Here is a 16,679-nt window from a genome sequence, read left to right on the forward strand (position 1 = left end):
TTTAATCATGTTACGATTATACCGACATTAGGAAGTTACTTTCGACATCATCATATGAGGAGGGTCTACATGAAAAAGATAATTCAAACTGTATTAGCAGCATCACTAGCTTTATCGCTAACTGCTTGCGGCAGCAACAATTCCTCTGATTCTTCATCAACTCCAGCAGCAGATGGCACTTCTGCAGGGAAAGTAACATTGAAGCTGAGCACTTGGCAAACAGATGCGAAGGCGCAATGGAGCAAAATCATACCAGAATTTGAGAAGGCGAATCCAGACATCAAAGTAGAGCTTGATCTCCTAAACGAAAAAGGCGATTCGGTTGCATCTATGCAAAAGCTTGATTTGATGGCTGCATCAGATGATCAATTGGATATTATCGAAATGCCGTATACAAACTACTCGCAGCGTGCTTCTATTGGTCTGTTGGAACCGCTTGATAGCTACATTGAAAAAGAAGGCTATAAGTACGGTGACGAATACCTAGTAGATACTCAAGTGGATGGGAAAATTTTTGCACTCCCTTCCTCTCTGCAGCGTTGGTTCATTCTGTTAAACAAAGACATGCTTGACGCAGCACAATTGCCGGTTCCACAAGATTGGACTTGGGCTGATTTCGAAGATTATGCTAAAAAGCTCACGAAAGGTGAAGGCGCTTCCAAAGTGTATGGTGCATACTTCCATAACTGGCCAGATCTTTACAACTTGCAGCTAAAGAGTAAAGAAATCGATAACAATTTCTTGAAAGCGGATGGAACCTCGAATGCGAAGGAGCCACTCCTTGCATCCAGCTTGAAAATGCTGAAAACGATGATGTACACAGATAAAACAGCAAATCCTTACGAAGACATTATTTCTCAAAAGCTGCATTATCGTACACAGTTCTTTAACGGTGCAGCAGCGATGGTACCAATCGGTGACTGGATGGTTGCTGAATCGGGCGGTACAGATGCAATCCCTGCAACCTTCCATGCAGCGTTTGCACCCATTCCTAAGCTGGAAGGTACAACTGAGCATTATTCCCCAGTACAACCTACTTACATGGGGGTTGCTGCTAAGTCCAAAAACAAAGAAGCAGCTTACAAATTCGTTAGATGGTATACAACTGAGGGCTTGGAGATCGGTGGTCGTGTATTTTCCGGTTGGGCTAAATCGGATTCCGACAAGTTGACAGAGAAAATCGTCAGCACTTCGAAGGATCCTTCCAAGGTGGATATGGAATCCTTGAAATATACAATGAAAAACACGAAGCCTGGTCAAGCGCCAGTTCCGGTTCCTTACGTTGGTGAGGTCGAGAAAGCTGCCATTGCTGAGGTTGAATTGTACTTGTTAGATAAACAAGATATCGAAAAGACAATTGAAAATATGGACAAGAAAATTACAGATGTAATCAATAGTAACAAAAAATAGAAAATGTGATCTTGTTGCTTGACCGAAATTAGATCGAATCATTATATATAGGTAACAGGGGAAATGAGATAAATCGTTTCCCTGTTCCTATTCTAAGAGTGATGAACATTTGAGGGTTCCATTTATGAAAATAGATCGATATTCACTTCGTACAAAACTAGTTATTGCGGCTTTGATGTGTTTTATGATTCCCCTGATTGTGAATTACTTCTTAACTACGTATGTAACCAAAGATATTGTACTGCATAAAGCGGTTTCTAGCACGCAGGATACGTTAATATTAGTTGATTCCAATGTATCCGGTATAGTTGAACAGATGCTATCTTTGTCGAATATAATTTTGATGAATAATGAAATCAATAACCATGTGAAAATTAGCAAAGAGCAGTTTGCAAGAGGTAATAACTCAGGTCAGCAGTTAGAATACATGCGTTTGATTTCTAATCTGGATGATCTGTTTGCCCAGAATTCAGATATGTATATCACCGTGTTAGGTATTAATGGGTTTACGTATACGAATTATTCTTTTAGTGATTTTAACCCAAATTTCTTTAATGGAAAAATTGCTTTTAAGGAACTGGATAAGCTTGCTGCTTTTTCAACGGCATGGATTGGTTTACAGGACAATTACTACGGCAATTTCGAAGCGAAGCAGAAGTCTCCGAAGGTGCTTACCATCGCTCGTACCATGAAAAACTCAAGCGGTCATTCGCTGGGCTATGTAATTGTCAGCGTGAACGAAAGTAAGATTCAACGTCAGCTAAACAGCTATTCGGAACAGAAAATTATGCTGATGGATGATCAAGGAACGATCTTATCTCAGTCGGACTCCATAAACATCGGACAACAATTCCGATACCATGATTATGCGATTAACGAGAATACGCTCGTCTACAACAATGAAAAGTATATTTATGTTTCAGAGCCCGTAGCTGGAACCAAATGGTCCTTGCTCAGTCTAGTTCCCTATTCTTCGGCAGTGGGCCCTAACAATCAGATATTAGTAACCAGCTTTATTATGCAGTTTCTTTTCTTTACAGGGTTCTGCATTCTGCTGATGATTCTGATCTCGGCGATCACCAATCCGATCACGCAGTTAGGTAAATTTGTTGCCAAGGTCAATATGGGGCAGATAAATATTCGTTCAGGGATTAGAGGACAGCATGAGGTAGGCCAACTTGGCAAATCGATTGACCAAATGCTGGATCGAATCGAAATGATGATCGAACAGATTACGCTTGAGCAGACTCAGAAGCGCAAAGCAGAGCTTGAGATGCTTCAAGCACAAATTAATCCGCATTTCATGTTCAATCTGTTAAATTCGATTCGCTTAAGCATTCTGATTCGTGGCGATGAAGAGAATGCGAAGTTAATCGGTTCATTATCATCATTGCTTCGGATGACCATTAATCGAGATAATGAATGGATATCGCTTCGTGACGAGGTTGAGACCATTCAGCATTATATACGTTTGATGAACTTCAGGCATGCGAATCAGGTTCAGTTGATCGAGAAAATAGACGTGGGTAGTGACCACGTATTCGTTCCTCGATTTATGATTCAACCCATAATAGAAAACGCTATCATTCATGGGTTTCATCAGTATGGCGGCCAAATTGAAATCGAAGCGTATACGGTTAAGGTGGATGAAGAAAGCAGCCTCTTGATTAAGATTCATGATAATGGCGTCGGAATGACGCCAGAACGTTTGCAAGAATTGATAACCAAACTGGAGAATGGGCAGGGAGAGGCTGCGCCTAATAAATCAGGCTTCTCTGGAATTGGCGTGACGAATGTTTATCAGCGATTGAAATTAATATATGGCGGAAAGTTTCTGATGAGGATTAGCAGTGAAGTTGATGTAGGAACTACAATTACGCTTCAATTACCCCAAGTAAACCGTGAAGTGGAGTGAAGCTACATGTTTACAGCGATTGTAGTAGATGATGATTACCCTGTTCTTCAATATTTGTCTCAAGCCGTCAAATGGAACCAGCTTCACATCGAATTGCTCGGTACATATTCCAATGGATTAGAAGCGTTGGAAGCGATTCGGATGTGCGAGCGATTGCCAGATATCGTGATTACGGATATTGGCATGCCGAAGATGAATGGACTCGAACTGATTGCGGAGTATAGCTCGATTAACCCTGACTTTGCGGCGATTATTATATCCTGCCATGATGAATTTCATTACGCTCAAAAAGCACTTAAGCTGAATGTTCAGGACTATATTTTGAAGGAAAGCTTGGAAGTGGAGCAATTAGAGCAGATTTTAAAGAAGATAACCCTTCGATTATGCTCCAAACAGGATCAATTGGCTGAATTTCAACATTACAAGCAACTTGGCAAAATGAATCAGAGCGCTGTCAGAAACAAGTTTTTGAAGGACACCCTGTATCAAAATTCCTGGTCGAAGCATGCTTGGATTGAAAAGGCAGGAATAAACGGTATTAATCTTCAATCAAAACAGTACGTCACAATGATCCTCTCTGTAGATCGGTTGAATGAGATGACTCGTCTGCACAGGTTGAATGATCATACGATTATTTTTGCGGTGGAGAATGTGCTTCAGGAGATTCTGAGCGACAAAGGGAATTTCGTTATTTTTAACTATAATAGTCGCGACTTGGTAGTTCTCTATTTAACGGATGATCCGAGTGTTGAGCAGTCCTATGTTTATCACATGATGCAGACCTGCATTACAAACATAAAACAGTACATAAAAATCCATGTATCCGGCTTCATTGGTCGAACGGTAAGCAAACCCAAAGAAATTCAAGATGCTCTGCTTCCTATGCTGCAGGAGTTGGAGCATCGATTTTATAGTGCAGAATCCAGCGTGAGTACATGGTCAAAGCAGGAATTCAGCAAAATTGATATGTATCAAGAGTATGCAAAGTATTATTCCATGATTAGTGAGCATATAGCAGCTAAGAATCAGTCTGGACTCGTAAAGACGATACAAGATTGGTCGAATTGGGTGAAAGCCTCTCATTTTCATCCTGATTATGTAAAAGAATGGGCTCTGCAATTGCTTTTGGATTTACATATGAAAATAAAAGTTACACTTCATTTTCAAAGCGAGTTTTCCGATGAGAAGCTCTATTTAACCATAAGCCAAATCGTAACCTTGTCGCATTTATCGGAGTGGTTCTTTGACTACTTATCGCGTATGGCTGCTAAGTTAAGTGAGATTACGATATCTTCGCGTCCGGAAGTGATTAAGGCGCAGCAATATGTCATTCAGCATGTTTCGGAGCGGATAACGCTGGAGGAGATGGCCAGCTATTTAAATCTCAACTCGAGTTATTTCAGTCGGCTGTTTAAGCGAGAGTTGAATATCAATTTTATTGAGTATGTGAATCGAGTTAAACTTCAGAAGGCCAAGGAGCTTCTGCTGCAATCGAACAAAACGGTAGAGGAAATCTCAGATTTGCTCGGTTATTCGAACAAAAGCTATTTTATTAAATTATTTAAGCGTGATGTAGGAACAACACCAAGAGAGTTTGTCTCCTGGGACAAATCACAAGGGATGATAGAGGAATCAATAAACTTTTAACAGGCAGGAGAGTAGAGCTCATGTGGCGTAAAGCAATTGAAGATGCACAGGCTAAAATAGTAAATAATCTGCGCAATCATCCAGGATTGCTTCCTCATATTACGGGAGACAAGTGCTATGAATGGGGAGAGAACAACGATTGGATCGAGGGCTTCTATATCGGGATGATATGGCTGGCTTATGAATATAGTCAAGATTCGTATTATAAAGAAGCAGCAGAGTCCTTCTTGGAGAACTTTAAGCATCGTTTGGATCATCATGTGGATTTGGATCATCATGACATCGGCTTTCTCTATTCTCTATCCGCCGTTGCCCAGTATCGCATAACAAAGAGTGAAGAAGCAAGGCAGGTAGCCTTGCAGGCAGCACGTGTGCTTGCTAATCGCTGGCGCCCGAAGATGGGCATTATTCAAGCATGGGGCAAGGAAGGGGATCCTGAGAACGGCGGCAGAATCATCATCGATTGCATGCTGAATCTACCGTTATTGTTCTTTGCATATGAGCAGACAGGTGAACAGGAATACTATGATATTGCGTATAAGCATGCACGCAAGAGCCTGCGCTACCTAGTAAGAGGCGATTCCTCTTCCTACCATACCTTCTATTTCGATCAGGAGAATGGCAATGCTCTGCGTGGAGGCACGCATCAGGGCTATCAGGATGGCTCAACCTGGACACGAGGCCAAGCTTGGGGTGTCTATGGCTTTGCGCTTGCTTATCGATATACGCAAGATCCTGAATTCCTTGCTGCTTCTAAGCGTATGGCGAAATATTTTATCGATCATCTGCCAGAGGATCATGTTGCGTATTGGGATTTTGACGTTCCAGTTGAAGCGTCAACCCCTCGTGACAGCTCAGCTTCCGCAATTGTTGCCTGCGGCTTGATTGAGCTGAACAGCCTACTTGATGTGGAAGATCCAGATCGTGAGTATTTCACCAATTCGCTGCATGAACAGATGAAGTCACTTGTTGCGAACTATTCAACAATGAATATGCCAGATGCAGAGGGTTTACTGCAGCATGGCTCTTATCACGTAAGAGGAAATCGTGGGCCGGATGATTACATGATCTGGGGAGATTATTATTATCTTGAGGCTTTGGTTCGTCTGCAATGCGGAATTAGAAGCTACTGGTAATGTCATGAATTGTTCATCACAATTACTGAGCTGTAACCATATTGACAAAGCACTTTCAATAAACCAGTGGCAGTCTAAGACTTGATCATCCAGTCAAAGACTACCGCTGGTTTTTTTATTGGACTAGGAGAGTCTTAACTAAATGAATATCTCTGTTTTTCAGGCGAGAATAAAAGATAACAGAAAAAATATGCCGCCCGTTGTTTGAGCTATTGATGATGATCATCAATTTGCATATTTCTTTTCTCGCAGCTGTCCATAGATCGTATATACTAAGAGTAATCACATTACTAAAACCTAGTAAATATTTTTTCCACCTCATATAACCTAAACGATCTACTCCTGATGAATATATATTATCTTTCTTTCCTATTTCTTATCGATTCGCCCGATTCAACAAACGGAAGTTTTGAAGGAGCGAAGTGCGTGCGAACAATGCTTTCAAAACCTAGGTCAAAAATGAGTGTTACCTACAAACTTCTGCTCCTGTTTATATTTATGGTAAGTCCTATTTTTATTCTTACCTATTATGGAAACTTGACAGCAGAGCACATATTGAAGCAAACCGTCACGAACGCCTATCTTGAATTAAATAAACAGAACTTAAACCTTGTAAATCGAGATATAGACTCCATTGATCTTATGACCAAAACCATTATTCAAAATCCGCTTACACAGCATATGATTCCGAGCGGTACCGACTCCATTCTTGAACGGGTTAGCAAATACGAAGCGTTGGACAAACTGCTCAAAAGCTACTCGATTGGCGTAAATGGGGGGGAGGCGGTTTATTTTTCCCTGTATGTTTATGATCCTGCTGACTACTATTCGTTCGCTCCAAAAGATCGATCCGCTCCTCAAGCCGGTGTCTATTTTTTAACGGAGCAAGACAAGCCCGATTGGTTTCTGGAAGCGGTTCGGATGCAGGGGAAGGGGAGTCTAAAAGTCATTGATAGTATGAGTTCCTCGTCCCAGCCAAAGACGCTAAGCTATGTCCGAGCTGTCAATAATATATCCCAGGCTAGCGGTGTGATTGGCGTACTCGTAGTCACTAAGCTTGAAAAAATAATTCAAAACGATTTCAGCACGGTTTCTTTGCCGCAAGGAGAAATTTTTTTAACAGATTGGTCCAATCAAATTTTTGCCTCAACAGCAGAAGGAGTAGGATCCATATTGGAACTCCCAGACCGTGCAAAAGAAATCGAGCGAAAAGATGGCTATCTAGACATTATCCATTCGGGTCACATCTATGTCATTAACTATAGCTATCATCTGCAGCAAAAGCTCGTCTATCGACTCCCGCTTCATTCCTTGCTCCAGCAGCAAAGCCAACTCAAACAAATTATTCAGTTCATTTCAATTGTTTACGCCTTACTCGTTTTTGCGGCCTTCATCTATTTTTGGAGATCGCTGATGAACCCGATGCAAAAATTGTCACGTTTCATTCGCAGTTATACACCTGGGAAACATGCGGCCAGACCAGTTGAGGGGAACAGAAATGATGAATTGGGTGCACTGATTACGTCCGTATATGATATGGCTGACCGCCTAAATCATCTTGTGAACGATAAATATCAATATGAAATTAAGCAAAAGGAAGCGCAGCTGCAAATTTTATATCAGCAAATCAATCCGCATTTATTGTATAACACGCTGGAGAGCATCTACTGGAAAAGCATGTTGGAAGGAAGCACGCAATCTGCCGAGATGATTAAAGACTTAGCCAAATTAATGAAAATCGGATTAAGCAGAGGAAGAGAATTAATAACCATTGAAGAGGAGTTGGCGCATGCTTTAGCTTACATTAGTTTGCAGCAGCGTAGATACGAGTTTCGGTTTCGTGTTGTATGGAATATAAGCGATGAGGTGCGCCATTTGCAGATCCCCAAAATTACCCTTCAGCCATTAATTGAAAACGCCATTATTCATGGCGTGAAAAATATGGAGGATGACGGTGAAATTGTTGTTTCTGCCGACATTCAATCCGATATTGTGATTATTCGAGTAGAAGACAATGGATATAAAGAGGTCGATTATGAAGAAATCCACCGATTATTGAATGAAGAGATGGAGGAGCCATCTGTCGGGTATGGAATCCGCAACATTCAGCAGAGGATTAAGCTGCACTTTGGCTGCTCCTATGGGATTAGCTATAGCAAAAAAGAGCATCAGGGGACGATTGTCACCATTACGCTGCCTAAAAGCGAAGTTACTCACGGCAAACAACTACTTATGGGGTGAATTTTTATATGTATAACATTTTGATCGTAGATGACGAGCCATGGATTTGCAAAGGATTAAGCAATCTGCTTGCTTCTTCAGGATTACATATCCATAATGTTTTCATCGCTCACAGTGGATATGAGGCGATGGATTTTATCCGAATGGAAGACATTGACTTATTAATTACAGATATTCAGATGGGTGAAATGAGCGGTATCGAATTAATGCATCAAGCTAAAATGGCAAAGCCGTCCGTTCAATCCATTGTTGTCTCCGCGCATGAGACTTTTCAATATGCACAATTGGCTATGCGGCTGGGAGCAAAAGATTATTTGATCAAGCCCATTAACAGCAGCCAGTTCCTAGATTCCGTGCGCAGCGTGCTGCTGAGGCTGACAAAAACGACCACACACGATGGAGTTGCCACTCCATTAAATGAACACTTTCGTATGAACGAACCAGATCCGGCGACAACAGCGTTATTAAACAGGCTGCTTGTTCATCCTGATATAGTATGTAAGGACGCTTTTGCCGTTCAGCAGTTGAGTGATCTCTCATTAGTGGGGCCCTATTTTTCGGTGCTCAAAATCGATCTTCAACTGCAATCCCCAGTAAACAGACAGCGATCGTTGGGAGAAGATGTTCAGTTGCTGCAGTATGCCGTTTTAAACATGACAAATGAACTGCTTGAAGGGCAGTGTAATTATATTGCTTTTTGTTCGTCAGAGCATGAGATTACGGTCATTCTCCAGTGGGATAGTGAAACATATGGCGATCCAGGTGAAGACAAAATCAGTCAATTAGATGTGATTGGTAGATTACTCTGCTTGAATATTCAAGGTTACTTATCACTGCAATCTGTGATCGGCATGAGCCATATTTTACAGGGGTTTGAGTATATCAGCGTATTGGATCAACAGGCGCGACGAGCAGTCCGCTTTAACCGCGTATTCCCAGATCATTATGTGTTTTATTATGGAGATTTTTGCTGGAATCATGATGGGGAAGAGCCTATGAAGGACGAACTGCACATGCAGTCTAATCAAATTGTAGATAAGGCTAAGAAATATATCCATGAGCATTTTGCCCAAAAGGGATTAACACTCTTGGAAATTGCTCAAAAAAGTCATGTGAGTCCAAATTATTTAAGTTATTTATTCAAAAAAATAACGGGTTACAACCTATGGGACTATGTCGTGAAACTGAGAATGGAAGAAAGCAGGCTGCTGCTACTAACTACTGATCTGCGACGCTATGAAATCGCTGAAAAGGTCGGCTACGAATCACCGGAGCATTTCAGTAAAATATTCAAAAAATATTATGGAGTAAGTCTGAGCGAATTCAAAAAGTAGAATCGCCTATGATCTTCAGAGAATCACACATGTTCATCGTTAATCTGCCAAATTACAATAATAATTGTAAATAGATTCGCTCAAAGGAGCCACTATCCTTATGGATAAACGTAGAGTTATTCTCGTAACCTCGATAATCATATGTATCTCTGCATTGATGCTAACCGCATGTAGTCGTTCATCAAGTATCACCACTGACGATGCATCAAAATATTCAGCGGAATCTGCTAAGGTAACGATCAGCATCTACTACCCTCCGCCTGATCAAATCGAGAAGAGGGCGCTTGAAGATGACAAGATCAAACGTTTTGTAGCACAGTACCCGAATGTGGAAGTCGTAAAAAGCGATTGGCAGTATGATCCGAATCAAATCGGAATTAAGATGGGAGCCAATGAGGCGCCAACTTTATTCAATACATATGCAACGGAAGGAAGATTTTTGGCAGATAAGGGATGGGCAGCTGACATCACGAGCTTGTTTCATGATTATGCGTTTAAAGATCAAATGAATCCGATACTGCAGGAGCAGTTCATTATTGGAGGCAGGGTATACGGAATTGCCCAGCAAGGATATGTTACCGGCACAATTATAAACAAAAGTCTCTTCGTTCATAAAAAAATTGCGCTGCCCCGTTTTGATTGGACTTGGATTGACATGCTTGCTACAGCACAGGCGGCGGCTGAGCCTGCGAAGGGCATCTCGGGCATCGCCCTGATGGGCAAGGGGAATGAAGCCGGGTGGAACTGGACGAACTTTCTATTTGGAGCAGGAGGCGATATTCAGAAAGCAGATGACGGTAAAGTTATGGCCGTATTTCATTCGGAAGCTGGCATTAAGGCCCTCACATTTTATCAACATCTAGCTTGGGAAGCGAAGGTAATCCCGAAAGACTGGGCGCTTGGTTGGGGAGATGCTATAGGCGCCTTGATTCAAGGAAGAACGGCGATGATCATATCGGGTCCTGACGGCCCAATCGATCAGGCACTCAACCAAGGGAAGATGAAGCCTGAGGATATTGTCGTATATCCGATGCCGGCGGTCGAACAAGGAGGCAAGCACATAGGTGTACTTGGAGGGGATTTCCTAGTTATCAATCCGAAAGCGACGAGTGAAGAACAAAAGATGGCCTTTCGTTATGCTACGTTTGATTATTTCACCGATAAAGGACTGTTGTCGATAGAGGCGAGTATCCAGCAGCGACAGAAAGATCAAAAATATTTTGTTCCGCCTGTTATTGAGTATTTCACACCTGATTCTGCCTATGCGGAAAAAGTTAAGGCGATCTATGAAAAATACGACAATGTGTATCAATACCCCCCTGAGACACTGGAGCTAATGGATGGAAAGTTGGAGGCGCAGTTCAATACGCAAGAGTACTACGCGACGATGGCCGGTGTCGTTCAGGATATTTTCTCACGCGAGGATGCAGATCCAAAGACGGTGTTGGTGGCGGCTGCGCAGCTTGTACAGGTGAGGTTTTACAATCAGATGACAGTCAAATAAGAAAGCATCATGTGTGAAAATAGAGTTACAAGTATGTCTAAAATATTCGATTCAACCAAAAAGGAAAGGAAGGTTATGAAGATGCGAGTACGACTCCCGAGAAAGTCCACGATTCTCTTGTTATTCCTCATTGTAAGCTTAATACTTACACAGTTGTCACTAGGTGCAACCCCCGTGCAAGCCTCCTCCAATTTGGCAGCAGGCAAGCCCGTCTGGGCAAGCAGTTACAACGATATTTACACGCCTGAGAAAGCGGTAGACAGCGATCCGTCGACGTATTGGGAAAGTGCGAACAATGCATTCCCGCAATGGCTTCGTGTCGATCTTGGCCATGTGAGCACGATCGGTCAAGTCGTTCTGCAGCTCCCGGAAACATGGGGGCAAAGAGAGCAAACCTTATCCGTGTCGGGCAGTATCGATGATGCTAATTATACGACATTGGCTGCCTCGGCCAGCTATTCGTTTGGTCCAATCAGTGGGAATACGGTAACCATCCATTTCCCAGCTACGGCAGCAAGATACGTAAAACTGAATTTCACTGCCAATAATGGTTGGGTAGCCGCCCAGTTATCTGAGTTTGGAGTGTTCGCGTCGTCGAGATCTGCATTGTCCACCATCGAAGCAGAAAGCTACGACGATCAAATGGGCATTCAAACGGAAGTATCCAGTGAAGGCGGATTTAATATCGGCTTTATCGAAAATGATGACTATACAGCTTATCACAATATCGATTTTGGCTCCGGTGTATCGCAGTTTGAGGTGCGGGTGGCAAGTAATGGCGGCGGAGGACTTATTGAAATCCGATTGGACAGCTTGGCAGGCACACTTGCAGGTACTTGTGCAGTTGAGCCGACAGGCGGATGGCAGACATGGACGACAAAATTTTGCAGTATAAATCCAATCAGCGGTTTACACCATGTCTTTCTGAAGTTTAAGGGCAGCGGGGATGGACTATTCAATATCAACTGGTTCAAATTCTCCAACAGTTCTTTGGTGCCACAAAAAGGCGCGACAATGCCTTATGATAGGTATGAAGCGGAGGATGGCGTTATCGGAGGCGGGGCAGTTATCGTCGGTCCGAACCGAAACATTGGTGATTTAGCTGGAGAAGCTTCCGGCAGAAAAGCAGTCACGTTAAACTCAACAGGCAGTTTCGTTGAATTTAAGACGAAAGCAAGTACGAACACGCTTGTTGCGCGTTTCTCCATACCTGATGCTCCTAGCGGGAATGGATTGAGTAATACACTGAATGTTTATGTCAACAACGTGTTTGCAAAGTCGCTCAATCTGACATCAAGGTATTCGTGGCTCTACGGCAATGAGGCATCGCCAAGCAATTCCCCTTCTGCTGGCGCTGCTCGGTTTATCTACGATGAAGCGAACATTATGTTTGATAACACGATTCCTGCGGGAAGTACGATCAAGCTGCAAAAGGATCCGGCAAACACAACGACCTATGCGATCGATTTCATCAGCCTGGAGCAAGTATCGCCACTGCCTAATCCCGATCCTTCCCAATACGTAACACCTACAAACACTACACACCAGGCTGTTCAACAAGCATTGGATCAAGTTCGTATGGATCCGACTGGAAAACTTATTGGGGTATATTTGCCTGCCGGAACCTATGAAACAGGGGCCAAGTTTCAAGTATACGGCAAGCCTGTGAAAGTGGTCGGCGCTGGTCCATGGTATACCCGGTTTGTAGCTCCTTCCAATCAGACAAATACAGATATCGGTTTTGCAGCAAGTGCAGGCGCTGACGGCTCCACTTTTGCCAACTTTGCTTATTTTGGCAACTATAACATCCGTGATGATAGGGCAGGCAAAGTATTCGCATTTACGAACGTAGCCAACATGACTTTCGACAACATCTGGGTCGAGCATCAGATGTGTATGTTCTGGGGACAGAACGTCGATAACACTATCATTAAAAATTCCCGGATTCGAAACGTATTTGCAGATGCTATCAATTTTACAAACGGAAGCACGAACAACTTGGTGACAAACAACGAGGCTCGCAGCACTGGTGATGATAGCTTTGCCTTGTTTAATGCTGTAGACAGCGGCACTTCCGAAGACAATCAAGGCAACGTCTTTGAAAATTTAACATCGCTACTCACATGGCGGGCTGCAGGACTTGCCGTATACGGCGGCTTCAACAATACGTTTCGCAATATTTACATTGCGGACACACTCGCTTATTCGGGTCTAACCGTCAGTTCGCTGGACTTTGGCATTGCGTTCCGCGGTTTTGGTTCGGCTCCTCCAACAAAGATCGAGAATGTCTCGCTTCTTCGTACAGGCGGTCATTTCTGGGGAAATCAGACATTCCCGGCTCTCTGGCTATTTTCGGCCTCGAAAGAGTACCGAGGTATTCGCATAAGTGATGTGGAAATTATTGACCCAACCTACCATGGGATTATGTTTCAGACGAACTATAAAGGTTCTACGCCGGAATTCCCGATCACGGATACGATTTTATCAAACATTAAAATATCGGGCGTTCGCAAGAGCGAAGATGCATTTGAAGTCAATTCGGGCTTTGGAATCTGGGCGAACCAGCCAGTAGGATCCGTTACGTTCAATAACTTGCAATTTCTGAATATGGGGCCCGGGACAACACAAATAAACAATCCAACCTCTGCGTTTACGATTCAAGTCAACCCGTAACACCGTAATTATCATATGAAGCATGAATTCGTCAGCTACATGACAGATTCATGCTTTTTTTAATGAAGTAATATCGCTACTGATACGCATAGGATTGCACATGTTCATTTTATGCAGCGATTTTTACAATAAAAGTAAGTCGCTTGACATACAGATAGAGAGGAGTGCCGCTAATGGAACTGCGCCAGCTTCAATATTTTATCCAAATATGCAAATCGGGAAGTCTCACCAAAGCCAAAGCGGAATTGGGGGTAACGCAGCCTACATTAAGTCAGCAGCTTCGTGTATTAGAGAATGAATTTAATACGCCATTGTTTAATAGGGGCGCAAAGGGGGTGGAGATGACGGAAGCAGGCAAAATCCTTTTACATAAGGGCAACACCATAATGAATTTGCTTGAAGAAGCTCGATATCAAATGAAAAACGAAGCGACAGCAGTGAGAGAAACGCTCGCAATTGGTTGTTGTCCTGCTGAGCTTGAATATCTTGCACCTTGCTTTATAAAATTTCATGAAAAGCATCCCCATGTACAACTAAAGGTTATTGAGACTGCGAATGTGCAGCATAGTGTGCTAGAACGAGAAGTTGATATTGGGATTACTTCCGATTCAAAGACAAGGAATTCCATCGTATCGACTTACTTGTATCGACAAGAAATGGCGCTCTTCGTTCATTCGAAGCACTCTATGGCTGCTCATTCCTTCCTTCCTATTCGATCATTGAAGCAAATGAATACCATTTTGTTTCTGCAGCAATACAAATCAGTAATCGAAATGTATGGATTAGCCTGTGGTCTTACTGTGAGTTCCATGATCGAAACTACTTCCATTTCTTTATTAATTCAGTGGCTTCGTCACGGGCTTGGAGCAGCGCTTCTTCCGGTATGTTTGGTTGAAAGTTTCAAGGAGTATGCTTTTCGGATGGTGAGATTTGAAGACTTCGTACCTTGTTGGGACGTATCGCTTATCCATCTGAATTCCTTTGCATGGAACATGACGGCACGTGCATTCATGGAAGAGATGAATCATTTTATTCGAGGCCAAATGGCTGGATAACAAAGAGAGGTTGAGGTGTGAATCCGTGTTCAGACAATTAGAGTGCTTTATTCAAATTTGCGAAGAAGGCAGCTTTGCTAGAGCCGCAGAATCGCTCCTGATTTCTCAACCTGCATTAAGCCAGCAGATTCGATATATCGAGGAAGAATTCGGAATTCCTGTATTTAAAAGGGCAGGTAGAGGGGTAAAGCTTACAGCTGCAGGGCAAATTCTTTATGAGAAAGCTCGTTCCGTAATGGAGCTAATCGATGAGTCGAAAACCGAAACATATGAACTAAACTATCCCCGAGCCAATCAACTCTCGCTCTCGATCGGCATCTCGCCATTCGATTGTCCGTATTTGATGCCCCTTTTTTTAAAATTTCATAAACAGAACCCGGCTATTGCGCTTCATTTTGTAAATATCGAAAATGGTTATGGGGACTTACGGAATAGGCATATTGACATTGCTTTCAGTGATTGTTCGGAACTTAACAAGGAACTATATGCTGTACATGTATATAAAGAAGAACAGGCGCTCATCGTTTACGCAGATCATCCATGGGCGGATCGAACGGCCATTTCTCTTCACGAATTGGAACAAATAGATTCAGATGTGTTTGTTAGCGATACAAATACAGAAGAGCTAATGCAAACTTCCGGGTTCGAAACTGCCAAGCCTGCTCAAACGAAATTTCAGTCTACCTCATCTACCATTGTTCTCTATATGGTCATTCAAAAAATGGGGGTGGCTATTTTGCCAATTTCATTCTTAGAAAGCTCTGCTTGTTCGAAAGTAAAAGTAATACGTTTCTTAGACCCGATTCCTGCACGTGAAGTCAAGCTTATTGTTCAAAAGGATCGGTTTATTGAGCCCGCGATTCAAAATTTTATAAGTTATTTTTTAGAACCAGCGAAATCACTTACCATGTAACAGATCGTGTTCTAAAAAAGGTACAGTCCGGTGTTATTGGAACTGTACCTAAACCTATACGTTGATAGCTATTGTAGAGGATTTGGATTTAACCTTCGTGGCCGCCAAACATCGTTTTGGCATAAACAACGCCCGTACCATAAGCCCCAGCATGCTGGATTGCAACATTCACAACGGCATCGTATGTTTCTTCACGTGCCCAATCTCGTTGATATTCAAGAAGGACAGAAAGCCATGTGACAGGGATCGCCCCCGCTTGAATCATACGTTGAATGGATGTGTTATGTGCTTCTGTCGTCGTACCACCTGAAGCATCTGTAACAATATACACTTCATATCCATCTTTGATGGCCGAAATCGTTGGAAATGCAAGACAAACTTCCGTCCAGAGAGCTGCGATAATCAGCTTCTTGCGCCCCGTTTGCTTTACGGCCTCAACGAAGTTTTTGTCCTCCCAGGAGTTCATTGATGTTCGATCAATTGGCTTTTGATCGGGAAATACTTCTTGAATATGCGGATGAAGGGGGCCTGAGAATGATTCCGAAGCAACCGTTGTTAAAATGATGGGGGCATTAAATACTTTAGCCGTTTTGGCTAATCCAACGGTATTGTTAATAATCGTTTGACGGTCAGCACTTTGTGTTCCAAACAACATTTGGGGCTGATGGTCTATAAGAATGATTGCAGAGTTCTCGGGTGTCAGTAAATCTGTTTTGTCATTAAACATATGGTGATCCCTTCCTTCTTTAAGTATGGTGGCAACGGAAAAGAGTTGATTTCGAACTTCTGTTGCATGTCTTAAGTGTATGGGGTCATGAACGGGCAAACCATCATCAATTTTCTATAGGATC

11 protein-coding genes are annotated in these 16,679 nt (G+C 42.6%); 10 read left to right on the forward strand and 1 reads right to left on the reverse strand.

Translation table 11 applies throughout. From position 1 onward, the window contains the following. Positions 1–69 precede the first annotated feature (69 nt). From ABN764_RS03690 to ABN764_RS03735, 10 genes are all read left to right on the forward strand, one after another. Complete coding sequence (locus ABN764_RS03690; RefSeq protein WP_446670953.1) at positions 70–1,410, forward strand: ABC transporter substrate-binding protein; 1,341 nt, start codon at positions 70–72, stop codon at positions 1,408–1,410. A gap of 124 nt (positions 1,411–1,534) precedes the next feature. Continuing rightward, the gene (locus ABN764_RS03695) at positions 1,535–3,325 is read left to right on the forward strand and encodes a sensor histidine kinase (RefSeq protein WP_446670954.1); all 1,791 of its coding nucleotides are present in this window, start codon (positions 1,535–1,537) and stop codon (positions 3,323–3,325) included. A 6-nt stretch (positions 3,326–3,331) separates the two neighbouring features. Next, complete coding sequence (locus ABN764_RS03700) at positions 3,332–4,972, forward strand: response regulator transcription factor (protein WP_446670955.1); 1,641 nt, start codon at positions 3,332–3,334, stop codon at positions 4,970–4,972. Between the two features lie 20 nt (positions 4,973–4,992). Further along, the gene (locus ABN764_RS03705) at positions 4,993–6,108 is read left to right on the forward strand and encodes a glycoside hydrolase family 88 protein (RefSeq protein WP_446670956.1); all 1,116 of its coding nucleotides are present in this window, start codon (positions 4,993–4,995) and stop codon (positions 6,106–6,108) included. A 555-nt stretch (positions 6,109–6,663) separates the two neighbouring features. Beyond that, positions 6,664–8,349 carry a sensor histidine kinase gene (locus ABN764_RS03710; protein ID WP_446670957.1) on the forward strand — a complete coding sequence of 562 codons (1,686 nt, stop codon included), beginning with the start codon at positions 6,664–6,666 and terminating at the stop codon, positions 8,347–8,349. Between the two features lie 8 nt (positions 8,350–8,357). Continuing rightward, positions 8,358–9,683, forward strand: coding sequence for a response regulator transcription factor (locus ABN764_RS03715; RefSeq protein WP_446670958.1), 1,326 nt, complete (start codon positions 8,358–8,360; stop codon positions 9,681–9,683). 100 nt (positions 9,684–9,783) lie between these two features. Further along, a complete protein-coding gene (locus tag ABN764_RS03720; protein WP_446670959.1) occupies positions 9,784–11,187 on the forward strand; it encodes an ABC transporter substrate-binding protein in 1,404 nt (467 codons plus the stop codon). Positions 11,188–11,268: 81 nt separating this feature from the next. Beyond that, the gene (locus ABN764_RS03725) at positions 11,269–13,860 is read left to right on the forward strand and encodes a carbohydrate-binding protein (protein WP_446670960.1); all 2,592 of its coding nucleotides are present in this window, start codon (positions 11,269–11,271) and stop codon (positions 13,858–13,860) included. 173 nt (positions 13,861–14,033) lie between these two features. Continuing rightward, on the forward strand, positions 14,034–14,915 hold the full coding sequence (locus ABN764_RS03730; RefSeq protein ID WP_446670961.1) for a LysR family transcriptional regulator: 882 nt from the start codon (positions 14,034–14,036) through the stop codon (positions 14,913–14,915). A 25-nt stretch (positions 14,916–14,940) separates the two neighbouring features. Beyond that, a complete protein-coding gene (locus tag ABN764_RS03735; RefSeq protein ID WP_446670962.1) occupies positions 14,941–15,828 on the forward strand; it encodes a LysR family transcriptional regulator in 888 nt (295 codons plus the stop codon). 88 nt (positions 15,829–15,916) lie between these two features. On the opposite strand, the gene ABN764_RS03740 is transcribed toward ABN764_RS03735, so the two are convergent. Continuing rightward, positions 15,917–16,555: a hydrolase gene (locus ABN764_RS03740; protein WP_174808617.1), complete on the reverse strand. Its 639-nt coding sequence runs from the start codon at positions 16,553–16,555 to the stop codon at positions 15,917–15,919. Between the last annotated feature and the right edge of the window lie 124 nt (positions 16,556–16,679).

The sequence above is a fragment of the Paenibacillus wuxiensis genome (assembly GCF_040195695.1).
Classification (GTDB): domain Bacteria; phylum Bacillota; class Bacilli; order Paenibacillales; family Paenibacillaceae; genus Paenibacillus_B; species Paenibacillus_B suaedae.

Coding starts and splice junctions, on each gene's coding strand:
- ABN764_RS03725 (WP_446670960.1), top strand. CDS start 11,269: ATGCGAGTACGACTCCCGAGAAAGTCCACGATTCTCTTGTTATTCCTC.
- ABN764_RS03705 (WP_446670956.1), top strand. CDS start 4,993: ATGTGGCGTAAAGCAATTGAAGATGCACAGGCTAAAATAGTAAATAAT.
- ABN764_RS03700 (WP_446670955.1), top strand. CDS start 3,332: ATGTTTACAGCGATTGTAGTAGATGATGATTACCCTGTTCTTCAATAT.
- ABN764_RS03695 (WP_446670954.1), top strand. CDS start 1,535: ATGAAAATAGATCGATATTCACTTCGTACAAAACTAGTTATTGCGGCT.
- ABN764_RS03730 (WP_446670961.1), top strand. CDS start 14,034: ATGGAACTGCGCCAGCTTCAATATTTTATCCAAATATGCAAATCGGGA.
- ABN764_RS03715 (WP_446670958.1), top strand. CDS start 8,358: ATGTATAACATTTTGATCGTAGATGACGAGCCATGGATTTGCAAAGGA.
- ABN764_RS03720 (WP_446670959.1), top strand. CDS start 9,784: ATGGATAAACGTAGAGTTATTCTCGTAACCTCGATAATCATATGTATC.
- ABN764_RS03740 (WP_174808617.1), bottom strand. CDS start 16,555: ATGTTTAATGACAAAACAGATTTACTGACACCCGAGAACTCTGCAATC.
- ABN764_RS03690 (WP_446670953.1), top strand. CDS start 70: ATGAAAAAGATAATTCAAACTGTATTAGCAGCATCACTAGCTTTATCG.